Annotated in this window: 17 protein-coding genes and 1 riboswitch; of the genes, 2 read left to right on the forward strand and 15 right to left on the reverse strand. The window is 42.3% G+C overall.

Annotated features, from left to right (window positions below):
• The first annotated feature begins 193 nt into the window (after window positions 1-193).
• A complete protein-coding gene (locus AC2EXB_RS14125; RefSeq protein ID WP_483602054.1) occupies window positions 194-1,690 on the forward strand; it encodes a glycosyltransferase in 1,497 nt (498 codons plus the stop codon).
• Between the two features lie 50 nt (window positions 1,691-1,740).
• Here the strand turns inward: AC2EXB_RS14125 and AC2EXB_RS14130 are convergent, their stop codons facing one another.
• From AC2EXB_RS14130 to AC2EXB_RS14140, 3 genes are all read right to left on the reverse strand, one after another.
• Window positions 1,741-3,585 (reverse strand): glycosyltransferase family 2 protein, encoded by a 1,845-nt coding sequence (locus tag AC2EXB_RS14130; RefSeq protein WP_483602055.1) that lies wholly within the window; start codon window positions 3,583-3,585, stop codon window positions 1,741-1,743.
• 119 nt (window positions 3,586-3,704) lie between these two features.
• Window positions 3,705-4,655, reverse strand: a complete 951-nt coding sequence (locus AC2EXB_RS14135) for an ABC transporter substrate-binding protein (RefSeq protein WP_483602056.1) — start codon at window positions 4,653-4,655, stop codon at window positions 3,705-3,707.
• A complete protein-coding gene (locus AC2EXB_RS14140; RefSeq protein WP_483602057.1) occupies window positions 4,652-5,200 on the reverse strand; it encodes a hypothetical protein in 549 nt (182 codons plus the stop codon). Before AC2EXB_RS14140 ends, AC2EXB_RS14135 begins: the two co-directional genes overlap by 4 nt.
• A gap of 173 nt (window positions 5,201-5,373) precedes the next feature.
• A riboswitch (cobalamin riboswitch) is annotated at window positions 5,374-5,570 on the reverse strand.
• 201 nt (window positions 5,571-5,771) lie between these two features.
• Between AC2EXB_RS14140 and AC2EXB_RS14145 the strand changes: the two genes are divergently transcribed.
• Complete coding sequence (locus AC2EXB_RS14145; protein WP_235196884.1) at window positions 5,772-6,176, forward strand: GIY-YIG nuclease family protein; 405 nt, start codon at window positions 5,772-5,774, stop codon at window positions 6,174-6,176.
• A 49-nt stretch (window positions 6,177-6,225) separates the two neighbouring features.
• Here AC2EXB_RS14145 and AC2EXB_RS14150 read toward each other — a convergent pair whose 3' ends face one another.
• The 12 genes from AC2EXB_RS14150 to AC2EXB_RS14205 all read right to left on the reverse strand — a co-directional run bounded on the left by AC2EXB_RS14150 (window position 6,226) and on the right by AC2EXB_RS14205 (window position 20,512).
• Window positions 6,226-7,320 (reverse strand): threonine aldolase family protein, encoded by a 1,095-nt coding sequence (locus AC2EXB_RS14150; protein ID WP_483602058.1) that lies wholly within the window; start codon window positions 7,318-7,320, stop codon window positions 6,226-6,228.
• A 179-nt stretch (window positions 7,321-7,499) separates the two neighbouring features.
• Window positions 7,500-9,200, reverse strand: coding sequence for a glycerol-3-phosphate dehydrogenase/oxidase (locus tag AC2EXB_RS14155; RefSeq protein WP_311195569.1), 1,701 nt, complete (start codon window positions 9,198-9,200; stop codon window positions 7,500-7,502).
• A gap of 129 nt (window positions 9,201-9,329) precedes the next feature.
• Window positions 9,330-10,853: a glycerol kinase GlpK gene (gene glpK / locus AC2EXB_RS14160; protein ID WP_483602059.1), complete on the reverse strand. Its 1,524-nt coding sequence runs from the start codon at window positions 10,851-10,853 to the stop codon at window positions 9,330-9,332.
• Between the two features lie 21 nt (window positions 10,854-10,874).
• Complete coding sequence (locus AC2EXB_RS14165) at window positions 10,875-11,708, reverse strand: MIP/aquaporin family protein (RefSeq protein ID WP_483602060.1); 834 nt, start codon at window positions 11,706-11,708, stop codon at window positions 10,875-10,877.
• A gap of 245 nt (window positions 11,709-11,953) precedes the next feature.
• Window positions 11,954-12,499 carry a glycerol-3-phosphate responsive antiterminator gene (locus AC2EXB_RS14170; protein ID WP_483602061.1) on the reverse strand — a complete coding sequence of 182 codons (546 nt, stop codon included), beginning with the start codon at window positions 12,497-12,499 and terminating at the stop codon, window positions 11,954-11,956.
• Window positions 12,500-12,665: 166 nt separating this feature from the next.
• The gene (locus AC2EXB_RS14175) at window positions 12,666-13,322 is read right to left on the reverse strand and encodes a sugar transferase (protein ID WP_483604756.1); all 657 of its coding nucleotides are present in this window, start codon (window positions 13,320-13,322) and stop codon (window positions 12,666-12,668) included.
• Window positions 13,323-13,400: 78 nt separating this feature from the next.
• Window positions 13,401-14,726 carry a UDP-glucose dehydrogenase family protein gene (locus tag AC2EXB_RS14180; protein WP_483602062.1) on the reverse strand — a complete coding sequence of 442 codons (1,326 nt, stop codon included), beginning with the start codon at window positions 14,724-14,726 and terminating at the stop codon, window positions 13,401-13,403.
• 15 nt (window positions 14,727-14,741) lie between these two features.
• Window positions 14,742-15,632, reverse strand: a complete 891-nt coding sequence (gene galU, locus AC2EXB_RS14185) for a UTP--glucose-1-phosphate uridylyltransferase GalU (RefSeq protein ID WP_483602063.1) — start codon at window positions 15,630-15,632, stop codon at window positions 14,742-14,744.
• A 449-nt stretch (window positions 15,633-16,081) separates the two neighbouring features.
• Window positions 16,082-16,243, reverse strand: coding sequence for a hypothetical protein (locus tag AC2EXB_RS14190; RefSeq protein ID WP_235196890.1), 162 nt, complete (start codon window positions 16,241-16,243; stop codon window positions 16,082-16,084).
• Window positions 16,244-16,501: 258 nt separating this feature from the next.
• Window positions 16,502-17,479: a mannose-6-phosphate isomerase, class I gene (gene manA / locus AC2EXB_RS14195; protein WP_483602064.1), complete on the reverse strand. Its 978-nt coding sequence runs from the start codon at window positions 17,477-17,479 to the stop codon at window positions 16,502-16,504.
• A gap of 38 nt (window positions 17,480-17,517) precedes the next feature.
• Window positions 17,518-18,903 (reverse strand): sugar phosphate nucleotidyltransferase, encoded by a 1,386-nt coding sequence (locus AC2EXB_RS14200; protein WP_483602065.1) that lies wholly within the window; start codon window positions 18,901-18,903, stop codon window positions 17,518-17,520.
• A 367-nt stretch (window positions 18,904-19,270) separates the two neighbouring features.
• Window positions 19,271-20,512 carry a glycosyltransferase family 4 protein gene (locus tag AC2EXB_RS14205; RefSeq protein ID WP_483602066.1) on the reverse strand — a complete coding sequence of 414 codons (1,242 nt, stop codon included), beginning with the start codon at window positions 20,510-20,512 and terminating at the stop codon, window positions 19,271-19,273.
• Between the last annotated feature and the right edge of the window lie 11 nt (window positions 20,513-20,523).

Consider the following 20,523-nt stretch of genomic DNA (forward strand, 5'->3'; position numbering starts at 1 on the left):
TAATTAGAATTTAATGACATGGAAGGAAAAAAAGATTATCATTGCTACTACGGTAATAAATGATTTGAATCCTCATTTGCCCTATTCATCCCAGAAACACTCCACCTTATAGTTAATCCCATCAAATCGAGAAAGAGAAGATCAAGAAAGTATACGGACCAGACGATTTACTTTGACCAAGGAGGATGTTTGTATGCATTATGTGGTGACTTCAACCTTGCCTGCTGAATTTGCAGGGCGTACAAAAGCATTATTGAAAAGAACTCGCTTGCTCAGCGAACAAGGGCAGCTTCCGATCGCCATTATTTCAACCAATTATAATCCGAATTACAAAGGCGTCTACCGGCTTTATTACAAAAACGGCTATATCCCTAAGCAAGTGAAATTAATGAATATCTATGACTTCCTATCAAAAAGAACCTATGAAGTGCCAGAAATTGAACACCCGCCTGAAGAAAAAGGATTAACTCGCTATGAACTGGAAATAAACAAGGTTTACCGCTTTTTCGATAATGGAAAATATGTTTTATACAAAAATTATGAAAGTCCAGGTAATCGCTTGAAATTCATCGATATCATGGATCCCCACCACCGCATCCGAAAAATACGGAAAGAGTATAATCTTGCCGGACTCTGCCATAAGGAAATCATCTACAAACAAGGGACAACCTATATCTTAGAAGAGATTTTCTTAGATGAATCCGGAAAAGCCTATCTGAATAAAACTTATAACGGAACGGCAGAACAAAAACTGATACGCATCTATCTTTTCCAAGAAGGAGAGGCATTTGAATTCAAAACGGAAAAAGAATGGATTCGCCATTGTTTTGAACAAATGATTGAGAAGCATTCCACCGTCATTTGCGATGCCCGCTTTTTGGATCGCCCTTTACTGGAAATGGAAGTGCCAAAAGTTAAAAAAATCCTGCTTTTCCACAACTCACATTTGAACAGCAATGATGTGGCCGACGTGAAATCGTCCTACCGCTACGCACTTGAACATTTGGATGATCTAGACGAAATTGTGGTCTTAACGAACAAACAACAGGCGGATTTAGCTGAAGTCGTACCGGATACTCAAAAAGTAAAAGTTATCCCCCATTCCGTTGAACTGAAAAACTTGGGCTTCTCTTCAAAAAGAGAAAATAAGCTGGTGTTTATCGGGCGTTTGGATGAACAAAAACAGGTCCACCATTTGATTGAAGCTTATCGCCTAAAGCGGGATGTGTTGCGTGCATACCCAATAGAAATATACGGGGACGGCGATTATAAAGAACAGCTGCAGCAGCAAATTAATGACGCCGGGCTTCAAGAACAAGTAAAATTGATGGGGAAAACCGCCACTCCAGAAAAAATATTTGCACAAGCAAAAGCTTCTTTTCTAACGAGCCGTTTTGAAGGCTTCGGATTAGTGATGATCGAAAGCTTAAATAATGGCTGCCCAGTGGTCGCTTATGACATCAAATACGGGCCGAGCGACTTGATTGTTTCCGGACAAAACGGCCTCTTGGTCCCACCTGACGATATCTATGCTTTATCTGAAGCGATGGCAAAAGCCGTAGAGAGGGAGTTTCCTGATGTCCGGCCCGCAGACCGTTTCAGCGACGAACAATTCCTCGAAAACTGGCTGTCTCTTTTAAAAGAACCACGGCCCGCCAGCCCCTTCAGCAAATTTTTCAAACGGGCTTAATGGAACGGGTAATCCAGTGAGGCGACTCATTGGATTACCCGTTCTTTTCGTTATCTTGCCCATTTAATATCCGGCATTTTCAATGCCACATCATTCACTACAAACGCTACATAACTATTTGCCAGTTTGCGCCTTTCGTGCTTGCTTAAATAAATGTCCATGCAGAAGAAATAATCGCCATTTTTATATTGAGTGGTCAGCCCGGTGCCGGAGATGGACCATTCGCCAACAGCTAAAAAGACCTGCTCCACCTCATCTAAAAATCCATCGTATTTCGAGTGGACATGCACACAAATGCGCACTTCATCGCCGTTCTGATAAAAAACCGCTTCCTCAACCGAAAGCTTGTCTGAGATTTTATCGGGTTCTTTAAAAATTGCCGAGAAATTCCCATGCTTTGTGCGATAGGGCTTAACATCAAAATAGCCAATTTTAGCTGTTCCGAACAAACCGAACGAATCTTCAAAATAGCGGGCATCCGCCATTAGACGCGTCTGGACTTTGTACCCCTCGTAATCGCTGACCAATGAAAAATCAAAATAATGCGGTTCTTCAATTTCCCGTACAAATGACAAATCGAGTATGGCATGGAAATAGCCGTGTTTTTCTTTTCCTTCCGGCACTGTCAACAAAGGCGATCCTGAGCTCTTCTCTGCTAGTCCGAGTTTTGCTGGAATCCGGTAGACTTCTTCCGTATCGCGCCTGCTCATCAGCACCGTCAAAAAAGGATTCTCGGGTAAAAAGCGGCTATGGTATTGATGCCCTTCAATGATGAAGTTCTGCCCTTTAATATAAGCATTGATGACACAAGCCGTATATTTATTGACATGTGTAAAACTGATTCGCTCGTCAATCGCTATTTTAAAAGCGGCATCCGTGGCCGGGTATAATTCTCCTCGGTAAACTTGCAGATCTTCCTGCTTTTTCTCGCTGTCGAGATAATCCATTAACTCATTTGCTTCCCCATGCTCCAATAAGCGGAATTTCACTTTTTGGATAGGCGTGAAGAATTGAAAGCTTTCGCCTGGTCCATAATCTTTCAATAAAGGCGCTAAACTGGCGAGATGTTGTTTTTTTCTGGAGTAATCCAGTTTTTTATTCACTTCATACATGATTTCGAAATTCATTAGCCGGTCCCAATACTGCTGAAGCCCGCGATTGATTTTGCTTTCTTCCACGTTAAGCGAAACGATCGCTTGAAGCGCTGCCTGAATAAAACGGAAGACTTTCGAAAATGGCCTTTCCTGCTTTGTCAATTGGACTTTAATGGCATCTGGATTGCGGGTCGCATAATAACAGTCATAGTCTTTTACGATGGCTATGCCATTCGAACAGATATAAGCAGGGACCGTAAACGTATGGTCCTCGCCAATATTGGTTTCTTCAAAAAAACGGATCTGGTGTTCATGAAGCAAAGAAACTTTGAACATCTTCAATGAGCTGATAGTCGTTAACGCGTTGGATCCGTAAAATGAGAAAAACTCCGGATTTTTTGAAAAAATCGCTTCCGGGACGCCTCGATTCACCCCTTTGTATTTTCCGACAACAATATCACTATCGTATTTTTCTCCTACCACCACCATTCGTTCCAGCGCTTCTTCCCCTAAAAAATCATCTGCATCCACAAAGTAAATATACTGGCCATTCGCTAGTTCAATCGCTTTATTCCGCGGACCGCTCGGAGAGCCTGAGTTCATCTGATGCTCTACGTGAATATTCGGGAATTCTTTCTCGTAGCGATCCAGGATGGCGCCGCTTTGGTCAGTAGAACCATCGTCTATACAAATAATTTCCAGAAATTGCTGGTCTAATGTCTGATTCAGGATGCTGGCAATGCAGCGTTCAATAAATTGTTCGTCGTTGTATATGGGAATAGCTACAGTCACTTTAATCATGCTTCCCCCTCTTCCCTCTCCTAATTAAGCAATGGCTTGCTATAAATTATACCAGTTATCTGAAAATTTAATCAATTTAAAAACCACCGCCCTTTTTTCGGACAGTGGTTTTAATGAACTTATTTCAATAAATCTGGATAAGCGGTTTCGGCTACAAGTTTCACGGCTTCTCCGATTCTTGGCCCCGGACGTGAGGTGATATCTGAATCCAACAAGAAGACTTGCTCATTTTGGACAGCCGCAATTTCCGACCAGCTATCGCGGGCTTTGATTTCATCTACAGCGTTCTCCACATAGGATACCGTTGTAAAAATCAGTTCTGGGTTCCGGTTCACCACTTCTTCTTCAGAAAGTTGCGGCCAGCCTTCCAAATCTGCAAAAACATTTTCCACTTGAGCGTGATTCAAAATTTCCTGTTGGAAGGTCTTATCGCCAGTTGTATAGATTTCAGGCAACGGGCTGATTTCGATGTAAGCTTTTTTCTTTTGCTCAACTTCAGCGAGCTTGTCTTGGACGTCTTTAATTTCTCCTTGAATGGAAGCAATCAGTTCTTCGCCTTTTTCTTCCACTCCCATTACTTGCGCGATTTGTTCGATGTCGCCATATACATCTTCAAACGAAGCGGCGGATTCGATGACGAATACCGGAATATCCGCTTCTTCTAAAACCTCAAGCCCGGTCGGTCCGCCAGTCGAATAAGCGAGGACAATATCCGGATCCAATTGGATGATGCGTTCTGCATTGAATTTCACAGAATCAGAAACCCGCTCAACTTCCAAAGCTTCCTCCGGGTAGTTATCAAAATCTGTGGCACCGATTAATTTGTCTCCTTCTTCTAATGCATAAAGGATTTCCGTATTGCTCGGAATAAGCGAAACGACGGTTTCCGGAATTTCTTCCAACTTCACTTCATTGCCTAAATCATCTGTCACTGCGTAAGACTCAGCCACTTCCGTTTCCGGGTTTGCATTGTCTGCAGTATTAGTTGTTTCCGCACTTTCCTCACTTTGGCAGGCTCCGAGAAATACAGCGAGTGCAAGCGTTCCACTCAATAAATAGGATTTTTTCATTTTATCTTTTCCTCATCTTTCTTTTTCGGTCTCGTTGGATAGGATTTGCTGATGAACGGAATCTCTTCCACCCCGTGTTTGCGATTGGTATAAACTGCCATGACAAATAAGACGTTAGCGAGCAATTGCGCATAATCAAATAAAATCTCGGGAACTTCCCGCTCCAAACTCACTTTATGCAATGCCCTAACTGATTTTTTCGCTTCGCTTCGGCACACATGCAAGCTACAGGCAGCCTGACTCCCTTGCGGCAAGACAAAATTTCCGATACTGTCTTCCACCTCTGCCACGTAAAAATCGTATAAACTGCTCAGTTTTTCAAGGTCTTCTTGGTCAATTGCTATTTTGCCACGCACCGAACCATTCAAATGATAGGCCATCGGCTGTAAATAACGAAGATCCCGCTCTACTTCCGGAATGTCTCCAGTCAACGAAATGGCTTCACCAATGCGCGTCGTCAGTGAATCGGTGCGAATTTCAAAATCCACTGTAGATGCGGACTCCCGCATGAATGGATAGCAAATATAGCGCATTTCTTTTTTCATTCATATCACCTCTTCTCCTGCTTTACTCAGTGGTAATCTTCCGCATCGCACTTCAGATAAACAGCAAAAAGCCGCCCTCATAAAAAGGGCGGCACCATTCCAATTAAACGGCTCGTCTATAAAGCCCAAATTGTAAAAGTTGCCGTATGATTCCCTTATCTTCCGAAGAGTAAAAATACGTTCAAAAAAAGGTAGGTCTCCTGGCTTGTGCATCGTTTTACTCTAAGAACCTTCCCGTCGGATGATCACTCATCTAAGACAGTGGCATTTTCTTATTTCATACGCACTTACAGTTGCGGAAACAGCTCCGGATTCGCACCGGATTCCCTGTTATACTGACGAATCAGCACCTTTTTTCTGCATGATTATTCACTTGTTTCAAGTGTAGCATATTTTATTCCTTAGAAAAGCCTAATTTTCCGATTAGAAAGCGCTTCCATATATTTGAATAATATGACTTTTACTTCTGCTCTCGCTTATTAATCGTTTATTGGTTAAACTAATAATCAGATAAGTCGAAAATATGAAATAGAAATGAATTTTACGACCGACAAATAAGGGGGATTATTAGATGAAAGAAAAGATTCATGAGCTTCTGAGAAAAGAAAACTATGCATTCGATAATGAAAATTGGAAGTCCATCGAAAATGTTCCTTTTCTTTTAAATGATGAGACCACGATGTTGTTGAACAAGATTAAATTGAATATGGGAATGGCTAAAGGCATCTATATTTTCTGTGACTCCAATCAAAATATCCTTTATATCGGAAAAGGAGCACCAATCTACAATCGCATACGCCGCCATTTCGCAAAACTGAAAAAGACAAATCATGCCCCTCACGGATTTTCCCAAGAGATCCAGGCACCTATCACGATTCATTGGGTCGAAATCGAACAGCCTGAAAAAAGGGAAATCGTTGAGCATATGCTGGCATATACCTTAGAACCGGTGTACAAGAAATGGTACGTTGGATAAATAGAAAAAAGCCTGTAAAAGACGCTTACTGTCTTTTACAGGCTTCTTTCTATTTAAGAGTTTTCATTTTTTCATTAAGCTTGGCAAATAGCTCTTCTACCTTCTCTGCCGGCAAAGTTTCATACAAATCACCTAGGCTGACTTCATAGGAGCTGCCGCCGTTTTCCAATGTTTTAAGGTAGCTTGTAAGCCCGATTCCCGTTTCCTGGTGAAGCTCAGCAAGCAGCTCCTCCATCGTGTCATTGGCATAGCTGAAATGGACATGGAACATATTCGATACAGGCTCCACGGGCAGAGTGGTAATCCCTTCACAGCTATTGAAAAAGCCGGCCAGTTCTTTTGCATGTTCATGATACATCGCCATCTTTTTAGATCGCTTGTCAAAATAATAGTCAGCGGAAAGGATATATGGATACAGCGAAATCAAATCGCCGCCGTGGCGCCGTTTCCAAACTTTTGACTGAGCCATGAACTCTTTATCTCCTGCCAGTATCGCTCCTGCGATGCCGCCAATTCCTTTATAGAGCGAGATATAGACACTGTCAAAAAGGCTGCAGACTTCACTTGCGGTTTTACCGTAATAAGGCAGCACTTCCAGAAGCCGCGCCCCGTCCAGATGCAGTTTGATCTCGTTCTTGCGGCAATAATCCGAAATCTCTTCCAAAGTTTTGTAGCTTGGCAATTGCCCGCCAATTTCACGCTGCGGCAACTCCAACAGCATACAGGCCACTTTCTCGTCCATTTGGAGGACATCTTCTAGCTCAATGACGCGATCCTTATCAGCGAGCAGCACAGACTCGATTCCATGCAATTCTTGAAGCCCTTTTTCTTCGTGGATCTCCAGATGGCTCAATGGATGATAAGCTACTTTCCGAATGCCTGCCGCGTCGCACCAGATACGCAAGGCAATTTGCTGCGCCATTGTCCCGCTCGGGAAAAATACTGCACTTTCTTTTCCTAGCAGCTCCGCCATCTTCTCCTGAAACTCTTCAATAACCGTTCCTTGGCCGTAAATATCGCTTTCTACATTTCCATCAATACCCTCAAATGCCTCTTTCAGCACCTTCACATCACGCTTGCCGTGGCCAGCCAACTGATGCTCACTCTCGAGAAAACTTCGCTTCAACCGTTCATTGGATGTCATTGTCTTGCTCCTGTCTCTTTTCAGAATACTTGCGCTTTTATCCACTATATCATTTTTAAGGATGCCAGCAAATCGCTAGAAAATCAGGAGAAGTCGATCCCATTCATGTAAGAACCAAGTACACCCGCAAAAAAACCGCTCTGATCTTAATCGATCAGAGCGGTTTATCTATGAATTTATTAGTTTACTGCGGCTTTAAAAGAAGCACTTGAACGGCTTCCGCCAACTTCAACCGGATGTACAGCTTCATATAGAAGCCCTTCCAGCTCGTTATTGTAAGCTGTTGCCTGTTCCTCAGTCCAGCCAAGCACTTTGCCCATATAAGCATTTACAGCCGCTTTATTGGCGTGTACCCAGTTGATATCGAAGAACAATGCACCTGTACGGCGGATGAAGAAATCAATCGGTTTGTAGGCTGCTTCGTATTCCAAAGCGTAGCGCAGCATAGCGAAAGCGATTGGGTCGATTCCCTCTTTAGCCGCTTCTTCGTTTCCGGTAAATAAGAAATTGAAGACTTGGTCAACATTTGATCCGTAGCGTTGAACCAATTTGCGTGCAGCTTCCGGAGAAAGACCGCGGCTCACCCCTAAACGCACCCGATCTTCAGAGAACTTCACGAACCCTTTTGACCCTCCAACTTCGCCGCCTGAAATCGGCAAATGTTTTGTGGATACTTTTTTGAATTTCAAGCCATGCTCTTTTTCCAATTGCTCAGCTACCATATCGACGATGCTTTCGCCCATTTTACGGTAGCCGGTCAGTTTACCGCCGGCAATCGACAGCAATCCTGAATTTGAAACAAAGATCTCATCTTTACGTGAAATCTCTGAAGGGTCTTTGCCTTCTTCGTGAATCAACGGACGCAATCCAGCCCAGCTTGATTCGATATCTTCCGTACGGATTCCCACTTCCGGGAACATGAAGTCGATCGCTTTCAAGACATAATCGCGGTCTTCTGTAGTCATCGTCGGATGAGCAATGTCCTGTTTGTAAACTGTATCTGTTGTACCGACATACACTTTCCCTTCACGCGGAATCGCGAATGCCATCCGGCCATCCGGCATATCGAAATAGATTGCTTGTTTCAACGGGAAGCGGCGGCCATCGAATACTAAGTGAATTCCTTTTGTTAATTGCAATGTCTTACCTTGTTTAGAATGGTCTTTGTCGCGCAATGTATCCACCCATGGGCCTGCTGCATTGACGATTTTCTTCGCATAGATTTCGTGGATTTTACCATCGACCTGGTCTTCTACACGGATGCCGACCACTTTGCCGTTATGGTAGATGAAGCTTGAGACTTTTGCATAGTTCATAGCCAAAGCGCCTTTTTCAACCGCTTTTTTCATGACTTCCATCGTTAGGCGAGCATCGTCTGTTTTGTATTCTACGTAGTAGCCGCCGCCTTTAATGTCTTTCTTTTTCAATAAAGGTTCACGGCGCAAAGTCTCTTCTTTTGACAGCATTTTACGGCGTTCATCTTTCTTGACGCCTGCTAAAAAGTCATAGACGCGCAAGCCAACATTTGTACTAAGCGGCCCAAAAGTTCCACCTTTATAAAACGGCAATAGCATCCATTCAGGAGTCGTTACATGCGGTCCATTTTCATAAACGATTTCACGTTCTTTCCCTACTTCTGCCACCATTTTCACTTCAAATTGCTTCAAATAGCGTAGCCCACCGTGAACGAGTTTGGTAGAACGGCTGCTTGTGCCTGCAGCAAAATCCTGCATTTCCACGACCGCCACTTTCATGCCTCTCATTGTTGCATCTAGCGTTGTTCCTGCACCTGTAATCCCACCGCCGATCACGATTAAATCAAGAGGTGTATTTTTCATTTTATTGTACGTGTCTGTTCGGTTTAAGCTGGAAAATTTCATCATATACCGCTCCTTTAGTTTTTTACAATTTTTGGAAAGGAAACAAAAGAGACCAAGCTACAGTCGCAGAATTTCTTCAGCTGAACTGGCTTGGTCTCTCGATATCTCCGGCCAAATATTAACTTTTACTTAAGAATTAACAATTGATTTTGCTTCAGGTTTTTTAAATGTACGAGTTGCAGCTACTGCATTTTTCCAACCTTCGTAAAGTTCTTCACTTTGCTCAGCTGGCATCAAGCTCGTAAACGTTTCTTCCACTTTCCACTGTTTCGCGATCTCTTCTTTGTCTTTCCAGAAGCCTACCGCAAGTCCTGCTAAGTAAGCAGCACCAAGTGAAGTTGTTTCTTGAATGACCGGACGTTCTACCGGTACATCAAGTATATCACTTTGGAATTGCATCAGCAAATCATTTGCAACGGCTCCGCCGTCAACGCGCAATGTTTTAAGTTCGATTCCCGCGTCTTTGATCATGACATCTACCACGTCTTTTGTTTGATATGCCAATGATTCTAGCGTCGCACGGATGAAGTGGGCTTTCGTTGTTCCGCGAGTCAAACCGAAGATGGCACCGCGTGCATCTGTATCCCAGTAAGGTGTTCCAAGGCCTACAAATGCAGGTACCATGTAAACGCCGTCTGTTGATTCGACTGAAGCCGCATACGCTTCACTTTCAGGTGCGTTATCCAAGATCTTCAAACCGTCGCGAAGCCATTGGATAGCAGATCCGGCAACGAAAATACTTCCTTCAAGCGCATATTCCACTTTGCCGTCTACTCCCCAAGCAAGTGTTGTCAATAAGCCGTGATCTGAAACCACACCTTTTTCACCTGTATTCATCAACATGAAACAGCCTGTGCCGTATGTGTTTTTCGCCATGCCTTTTTCAAAGCAAGCTTGGCCGAATAAAGCGGCTTGTTGGTCGCCTGCAATTCCGGCAATCGGCACTTCATGTCCGAAGAAATGATAGTCGACTGTGTTTGCGTAAACTTCAGAGGACTGGCGCACTTCCGGAAGCATACTTTTTGGAACCGTCAAGATTTCCAAAAGCTCATCGTCCCATTCCAAATCGTAGATATTGTACATCAATGTACGGGAAGCATTGCTGTAATCCGTAATATGCGCTTTTCCGCCGGATAATTTATAGACTAGCCACGAATCGATTGTACCGAACATCAAGTCTCCGTTGTTCGCTTTTTCACGAGCACCCTCAACATTGTCCAAAATCCATTTTACTTTTGTTCCAGAGAAGTAAGCATCAATCAATAAGCCCGTTTTCTTGCGGAATGTGTCTTCCAATCCTCTTTCTTTCAAATCTTTGCAAATGCCATCAGTTTGGCGCGATTGCCAAACGATTGCGCGGTAGACAGGTCTGCCAGTGTTGCGATCCCATACGACTGCTGTTTCGCGTTGGTTCGTGATTCCGATTCCGGCAATTTGATCCGGCGTAATATCTGCTTTTCTTAAAACTTCTGCGATACAAGCAAGCACGGAAGTCCAGATCTCATTGGCATCATGCTCTACCCAGCCTGGCTGCGGGAAAAACTGTTCGAATTCCTGCTGAGCAGAATTAACGATTTCACCTGCATGGTTGAACAATACTGCACGCGAACTTGTAGTGCCTTGGTCAATAGATAAAATATATTCTTTAGTCAAAACGATCTCCTCCTTTGGAATTTAAGAAATGATTTTTTCTTCTAATTTATCAGCTACTGTTGAGCCTTTTCTCAATTCTACACTTGCTGCGCCGAATAAAACCAGCAGGAAGATTGCACTAAGCGCCCAGAAAAGCAAATTGAATTCGCCTAGGAACATTGCTTTATAGAATACTGCTCCGTAGATACCGCCGAAAATTGGTCCGACGATCGGCACCCAAGCGTAGCTCCAATCTGAACTTCCTTTGCCTGGAATCGGCAATAATGCATGGGCAATTCTTGGCCCTAAATCACGAGCTGGGTTGATCGCATATCCTGTAGGACCGCCTAAGCTTAAGCCGATTGCAAGGATCAATGCCCCAACGATCAATGGGTTTAAGCCTTCTGTAAATTCGTTTGCTCCGATGAACAATAAGCCCATTACTAAAACAAATGTCCCGATGATTTCTGAAACCAAGTTCGAGAATGGCTTACGTACAGCAGGGATGGTTGCAAATACACCAAGTTTCGTCTCTTGGTCTTTCGTACGCTCCCAATGCGGCAAGTAATTGAAAAAGACGATAGCTGCTCCGATGATCGCACCGATCATCTGCGCCAAAATATAAACAGGAACTTTTGACCAAGGGAAGTCGCCGACTGCCGCAAAGCCAAGTGTAACTGCTGGATTCAAGTGAGCTCCGGAGAAATTGCCGACAGCGTAAACCCCCATCGTTACTGCTAAGCCCCAAGCGATTGTTACAACGATCCAGCCGCCGTTTTCTGCTTTAGAATCCTTTAATGCGATACCAGCTACAACTCCAGCACCAAAAATAATCAAAATCATGGTACCAATTACTTCAGCTAAAAATTCCGTCATTTTTCAACTCTCCTTTATAATTTTGTTTAAGAACCGAAAAGATAAAAAAAGACCTCCACTGAAATGAGCAGACTTCTACTTAAGAAGTACTCATATCAGTGCAGGTCTCCATTTCTCCAACACAGCTCTTAACTTGTTAATCCTAAACTATCACTTACTGAAAGCGCTGTCAATATCAATTTTTTAAAAAGTTTCTGGATTTGACATATTTTAATCCAGAAACTATTTTAATCTGCAAAGCGCCTTTATTTGTCCCATAATTCGGGTTGGGAAGTCGAAATCGCTACAGCGCCGCCTTTATAAGCAAGGCTTATATCTTCTTCAGTCCGGATCAAACCGCCAGCAATTACAGGGATCCCCGTTTTTTCTTTCACTTCTTTTATAACCGAGGGAATGATTCCAGGAAGAATTTCAATGTAGTCCGGTTTCACTTGATTGATCAGATTGATATTGTTTTCAAGCGCTTGGCTATCCAGCAAAAAAAGCCGTTGGATAGTCATCAATTTGTTTTTTTTCGCCAGCGTAATCACATTGCTGCGCGTAGAAACGATGCCATCCGGCTTGATTTCCCTTACCAAGTATTCGATTCCATACATATCCGCTTTGAGCCCTTGGATCAAATCGACATGAAGAACCACTTTTTTATCCGCTTTTTTCGCCGCTTGCACAAGCGTCTTCAGCTGCGATAAACGCACTTCCAAATAAATGATGTATTCATGGTCGCTTTTCAATAAGCGTTCAAATTCTTTCATATTGCGCAACGCCGGCAAAACGCCTTTTAATTCATCCACGAGTAAATTCCTCCTTTCATCGAAAACTGCTTGAGATATCCATTCACTCCATTATCCACTCCTTTGCAGTGCCTATCAACAGTTTTTCAAATCCTTTTCTGTCTATTAGCTGCTCCATTGAAAATCCCTGCATCGCAAAGGAGCGATGCAGGGATTTTCTTAGTACTCAATAGGCATCTTTAGAGCCAAACAGCACCAACACTGTTTTTAGTATCAATTTAATATCAATCAAAGTATTGCGTTCACGAATGTATTTCAGGTCAAGATAAACCCATTCTTCAAAGCCGATATTGCTGCGGCCATTTACTTGCCAGTAGCAAGTGAGGCCAGGGGTCACACTGAGCCGCTTCATTTCATAAAGCGTGTATTTCTCGACTTCATCCGGCAAAGGCGGCCGCGGACCTACTAGGCTCATTTCGCCTTTAAGTACGTTCAACAGCTGCGGCAGCTCATCGATGCTGGTCTTCCGGATGAAACTTCCCACTTTTGTTACCCGCGGGTCATGCTTGATCTTAAAAACCGGTCCAGAAACTTCATTTTGCCGCAGCAGCGCTTTCTTTAATTCTTCTGCATTGCAGACCATGGAACGGAATTTATACATATAAAAAGTTTCTCCATCTTTACCTACTCTTTTTTGCTTGAAGAAGACCGGTCCAGAAGAATCTTCCGCTTTTATCAAAATGGCGACCATCAGGAATAACGGACTTAAGCAAATGATCCCAACAAGTGCTCCAATCATATCGATAAATCGCTTCGTGAATAAGTATGCATAATTTTCATTGGTTGTGACCTCTTCAAAAGTCAGATGCGGCATCTCATTCATCACCGGATCTTTTGTTTTTTCAGGAGTGGAAATTGACAATAAAATCACCACTTTCGCCTAGAAGTTAAATTTCCAAATTCACAGAGAGGCAGTTTCAATAATTTCAATTACAGAAGGTCTTCCAATTGAATGATATTCGATTCTCGCTTGCTTCATCGAATCGAGTGAAAAACAATTTCTGCCGTCGATGACGAGCGGCTGCTTCATTCGTTTAAATACAGATAGATCCATGCTCTTAATTTCATCCCACTCCGTTAATATCAATACAGCGTCACAGCCGACTACAGCTTCTTCAACTGAATAGGCGTAATCGACAAGCGGATCTAAAATTCTCTTGGCATTGTCGATCGCGATTGGGTCATAGGCGATTACGCTTGCGCCTAAACTCAATAATTCATTTGTCACTTGGATAGAGGCAGCTTCTCTCATATCATCCGTATTCGGCTTAAATGCCAACCCAAGGATCCCGATTTTTTTCCCATACAAGTTGGAGAAACAGCCTTTTAACTTATTCACTAAAATCCGTTGCTGTTTTTTGTTAACGCTGACAACGCCTTTCAGCAATTTAAAATCATATTCGAAGTCTCCAGCAATCTGGATAAGCGCTTTTGTATCTTTCGGAAAACACGAACCGCCGTAACCGATTCCAGCTTTAAGGAATTGGCTGCCGATACGCTGATCCATTCCCATGCCAGCTGCAACGTTTTCAATATTTGCGCCAACCAACTCACAAATATTCGAAATTTCATTGATAAAGCTGATTTTGGTTGCTAAAAATCCATTGGAAGCATATTTAATCATTTCTGCACTTTTAATGTCCGTTTTATAGATTGGAATTCCGAACGGCTTATTTATTGTTTCCATCACTTTGAAAGCATGTCCGGTTTCAGCACCGATGATGATACGGTCGCCATGAAATGAATCGTGGATAGCGGATCCCTCTTTTAGAAACTCAGGATTCGATACGATATCCACCCTTACCGGATGGACCAAATTCTGTTTGATTACTTGCAGCAATTTATGATTTGTACCGACTGGAACGGTGCTTTTCGTGACAACCGTGACATGGCGCGTAATGTGTTTAGCTATATCGATTGCCGCCTTTTCAACGTAATCCAGGTTTGCAGCACCGCTTGGTTCTTCCGGGGTACCGACGGCAATATAAATCACTTCCGCATCTTTAAAGGCTTCTTTATGGCTAGTAGTGAATTCCAAACCATTCTCCAAGATGTTCTTGTTCATCAGCTCACTGAGTCCAGGCTCATAAATTGGAGAGATCCCTCTCTTCATTTTTTCTATTTTCTTTTCATTAATGTCTACACAAGTGACTTGATGCCCGATTTCGGATAAGCTGACACCCGTCACTAATCCGACATACCCTGTACCGACGACCGAAATCTTCATTCTCATTCCCCCAGGCTAGATTAATGATGCGGCTGATTTTTGGCTGAGCAATTCTTTCATAATTTCTTCAAGCGGTTTGGAAAACTCTTCATTATCCAGTGCAAATTCAATAGTCGTCCGGATAAAACCGAGCATTTCACCAACGTCGTAACGTTTGCCTTCAAAATTGTAGGCAAAGACATTTTGAATTTCATTTAACTTTTGGATGGCATCTGTCAGTTGGATTTCTCCACCAGCTCCTAATTCCTGCTGGTCCAGGAAATCAAAAATTTCCGGCGTTAGAATATAGCGTCCCATGATCGCCAAATTTGATGGCGCTGTTCCTTGTTTCGGTTTTTCCACATAATTGCTGACTTGATAACTGCGGCCGTCTACAGCAACCGGATTGATGATGCCGTAGCGATGAGTTTCAGTGTCATGCACTTCTTGGACGCCGATAACCGAAGATTGCAAGCTGTCGTATTGGTCCATCAATTGCTTCAAGCAAGGTTTTTCGGCCTTCACCACATCATCTCCAAGAAGGACGGCAAATGGTTCATTGCCGATAAACTTCCGTGCACACCATACTGCATGCCCCAACCCTTTCGGTTCTTTTTGCCGGATGTAGTGAATCTCTACTTTTGAGCTAGCCCGGACTTTCTCCAGCAATTCGTATTTGCCTTTTTTGAAAAGATTATCTTCAAGTTCAAAATTTTTATCAAAATGATCTTCAATCGCACGCTTTCCTTTGCCGGTAACGATAATGATATCTTCGATGCCAGAAGCAATTGCTTCTTCTACGATGTATTGAATCGTCGGTTTATCAATTAAAGGAAGCATTTCTTTCGGCATTGCTTTAGTAGCTGGCAAAAATCGCGTTCCAAGGCCAGCTGCTGGAATAATGGCTTTTGTCACTTTTTTTGTCATTAGATTCCCTCCTGAGATTAGCAATCAATTATATCTTCACTTTCCACTAGTCGTGTTGAGATGTTCAAAAGCCTGAGAATAAGGATGCAGATGTTTTTATCGGATGTTTCATTACGCGATTGAAATGGATATTCATAAGTATTTGCTAATTCTTCAAGGGAAATTCCATATTTAACCCAATTACATAACCCCACAAATTAACTAATACTTTATACCCATCCAAACTATAAATATCAATTTACCACTCCTTTTATGGTTATATATAATTACTAATATTCTTAATAATCTATTTATTTAATCATTTTAACATCCATAGTCCTAAATAGGAAGCTTTTTCAGTGAATATATTACATTTTTCTAAATTTTCTAGTAAATTAGAATACTTTTAATGTGAATATAAAAAAAAGCTAGAGCGCTTGCCCCTTACAGGACATACACTCTAACTGCTCTCACTTATTATTTTGTTGAACTTCTTTTTCCTTTGGAATTTCTCTGTTCAATAATTCCTCGCGGTGCTTTTCTGTTATTTTTTCTGCTCGTGAGCTTGTTTTTGCAAAAGAAAATGCAAAGCCGATCACTACTGCTATTCCACCTGTTAACGCCATCCACATAATTGATTCCTCTTTTTATCCGCATATGTATTTTTCAACTTTTCCGACTCCCTACGCAGTTTCAACATCATGCCATTAATTTCATCTTCTAAGTTTACCATCAAAATGGGAACTTTTAATGAATATGGCAAAAATTTTGCGAAAAAATTTTTGCTCATTTGAATTTTAAATGCTTCCATTAGAAAAAGCGATTGCAAATTCCAATCGCTTTTAATAGATTATTCAGAAATTAAAGCATAGAATAAGAGACCTTCCTCTTTACTTCAATCCGATAGCGGCATTTGAAGTATGTGAAACGATCATTTCCATCTCGCCGCTAACATAATAATCCTTAATAGTAGCAGGCAGAATAAAATTATCCCCTTTTCTTAATGCCATCCTACAGTCTTCGGTTCCAAACTCTCCAGATCCTTCGATAACACTGACCATCAGAAACCCCGCTGCTAAGCTGGCTTCCATCTTCCCCTTTAAGAGCCAATGATAGACAGTGAAATAAGTTTCCTCTATTAAACGTGTAGAAACCAGGTTCCCTTTGTCTTCACGCAATTTCTCGCACAAAAAATCCTGATGCGGATACATCGTGCATGTCAAAGCCTGCTCTAAATGCAGTTCCCGCTTGACGCCATGCCGATCCATCCGGTCATAGTCATAAACGCGGTAGGTGATATCGGAACTTTGCTGGGTCTCCAAAATTACAATTCCTTTGCCAATGGCATGCAGCGTTCCGCTCGGCACGTAAATAAAATCCCCTTTTTGGACTTTCATGGTCTGAAGAAGATTTTGCCATTCTCCATTCTTCACCATTTCTTGAAATTCCATTTGGCTTTGCGCTTTATGGCCGATAATAATTTCCGCATCTTCATCACAATCCAATATATACCAGCACTCTGTCTTACCGCATGGTTTCCCGACGACTTCCCGAGCATAATGGTCGTCCGGATGGACTTGGACAGACAAATTATCGTTTGCATCCAAAATTTTGACCAATAGCGGAAATTCGTCATCAGAAACGCTGCGTCCAAACAAATCCGGATGTTCTTTCCAAACTTCCGATAATTTCTTGCCTTTTAATGCCCCGTTCCTCACCACAGAGGGGCCGTTTTCATGTGCAGAAATCACCCAAGCTTCTCCCGTCAAATGAGTCGGGATTTGATAATCGAATAAAGTTTGCAGTCTGCTGCCTCCCCAGATCCGCTCTTGGAAAACAGGATCAAGAAAAACCGGCTCTTTATACATGAACATGCCTCCCCATCCCAAAGATAAGAATTTGCATTTTATTGCTGAATAGCCGACAGTCTCCCTTTGCAGACTGCTTCGATTTCTTCCCATTCATTTAAAGCCCGGAATATATCCTCCTCGATCAATTCGCTGCCAGTTTGGACTTCAATGATCTCCATTTCAGTCGTAGCACGAAGGGTATGCTTTGCAGCCAAAGGAATATGAATCACGTCGCCAGTTCGCACATGGCTCAGCTGGTCATTGATCACAAAAACCCCTTCACCTTTTACAATTGTCCATACTTCGCTTCGCTTATAATGAACTTGATAACTGAAATTTTTACCCGCATGTACAGCGAGGCGCTTGATCAGCACTTCATTTCCTTCTGGGTACTTCGTGTGTTCCAATACCCGGTACCATCCCCATCGGCGTTCTTCATACATCGGGCGGCCGCCAAAGCCGTCGACATATTCTTTTACTTTCGTACTGGCATCTTTATCGGTCACTAAAATCCCATCCGGGCTTGCAGCCACTACAACATTATCAAGACCGAGCAGCGTAATCGGCACGTCAAGTTCATTGACGATATGCGAATTTTTCACGTTTTTGCCGATGACGCCTTTCCCGGTAATCGAACCGCCCATTTCTTCCGTTAACGTATTCCAGGTACCAAGGTCTTTCCAATAGCCTTCGTACGGCAGTGAAATAATTTGCTTCGCCTTTTCCACCACTTCGTAATCGAAGCTGTTTTTAGGCAAAAGATGATAATTTTCGAGGAGCCCTTCATAGTCCGTCGGAAGGCCACGTTCAATTAAAAGGTCAATAATATAATCCAGCCGGAACGCAAACACTCCGCAATTCCATAAAGCATTTTTAGCAATCAGGGTCTCTGCCTCCGTTTCACTCGGTTTTTCCTTAAAATAATCAACGGTTAAATAATCATCGCCATTCAATGCTTTCGGAATAATATATCCGTATTTCGCAGAAGGATAAGTCGGTTTAACACCCATTAAAGCCAAATCGGCTCCTGAGTTTTTCAGCGCTTCCTCTAAGTCGTGGACTCGTTTGAAAAAAGCATTGTCTACATATGGATCCACAGGAAGCATGCCGACCACTTCATCCAGCCTGCATCCTTTTACAGAAAATAAGTAAACGGCCGCCAGTGCAATTGCCGGGAAAGTATCTCTTCTTTCCGGTTCGGTCACAATATGGACAGATGGCCCCAATTGAGTTTTAATCATGTCCACTTGAGAATAGCTCGTTGCTATAATGGAATGGTCTGCTAGGTTGGTTTCCTGTAATTGCTGCCATACACGCTGGACCATCGACACCTTATTGCCCTCTTGGTCATTCAGTACCTTCAGGAATTGTTTTGACCGTGCATCATTCGATAATGGCCAAAGCCGTTTACCTGATCCTCCTGACAATAAAACAAGTCTCATATAACATCCTCCCATCGCCTTCTAATCTGCTTTATTCACGCTAATTCAGCCGCATTTAACACATGACTCTTAAGTAGGTATAAAGAATTATTAAATCCACACCCAAAGATTCTTTCTACCTGCATAAGAAATGGATATAACCCCATTGTACTCACAATTATCTGATAATTCAATATAAATATTCATATTAGTTAGAAATATCAGAAATCATTAAATAATTTTATGGAAAATATCATTCATTTTTATAAGTAATTAGAATTACCTAACCTAATTAATTTAAATTAATCCCTAAATGAATATAGGCATTTAGGTTTTCCGTATTTTAAAAAACCGTCTTGCCCATATGTGGACAAGACGGTCGGCTTACTTATAAAGATTTTAATACTTCCCGGTATTTGCCGATTGAATTTTCCCGCGTAAGATTCTGTTCTAAATACACACGGCCATTCAATCCCATACCTTTTAGCTCTTCCCGGTTCATCTCATAAAGCTTTTTAATTGAGTCGACGATTCCCGCATAGTTCTGTGGTTCTACGACGACACCTGATCCGCTTTCCGAGATTAGCCTCTCCACTTCACTGCCTTGTTCCAAAACGCCAAGAATCGGTTTTCCAGCTGCCATCACCCCGTAAATTTTGCTTGGAACCGAAACACCTTTGATCCCTTTCTGATTCACCACTAAGTGGACATCGGCCGCATTCAAGGAATAACGGATAAACTCTTTTGGTTGATAGGGAAGAAACATCACATTGTTTAAGTGATTCGCTTTTGCATATTCCTGCATTCGGTTCTTCACAGCACCTTCTCCAATAAATAAGAACACAATGCCCGTTTCTTCTTTAAATTCTTTAATGATTTCTACGATATTCTCCAAATCATAGTAGAGGCCCAGATTGCCTGAATACATGACGATGAACTTATCCTGCAATCGGTGTTTCGCTAAAAAGTCAGCTACCATCGGCTGATTTTTATCAAGCGGGAGGATTTCTTTTTCATTGGTCCAATTGCTGATGACGGAATGATCTGGCACGCTCTGATTCGAAAATCGCTGCCTAAGCGTTTCAGCCATGTCCCGACCGACCACTAAAACATGGTCAGCATAGCTGCAATTCCATTTATCTACCATTTTTGCAGCCTTAAATATTGCTTGGTTATTCGTGTAGGAAACAGCTTGCGCCTGCTCCGGATTAAAGTCATGGATACTGTAGACATGTTGAGCCCGCTTAAGGAACTTCCCGATTGAGCCGATTAACCCGCCTAAAATCGGGGGTTGGGAAATCGTGAAAATAATATCGACATCCTTTTCTCTTAGCAATGCTATATTTGCTAAACTAAAATACGAAAGGATATAACGAATTCGGCTAATTTTCGAGTTCTTATTAACTTCAGGCAATTTAATCCGGATAATTTTAATCGTTTCCAAATAATCTTCCTCGAAAGTCTTCTTTACTACTTTCTTTTCCCCTGCATAGCCGGGCTGTGCCGCAATGACCGTAATCAAAAAGTCTTCTTGGAGATCTTTGGTCAATTCGGTCAACAATTGGCTGGTGGCTGCTAAGTCCGGATAAAAATAATTGATGACAAAAACGATTTTCTTTTTAGGTTCCATACGTCGCCTTC

It is taken from the genome of Planococcus alkaliphilus, from assembly GCF_057031095.1.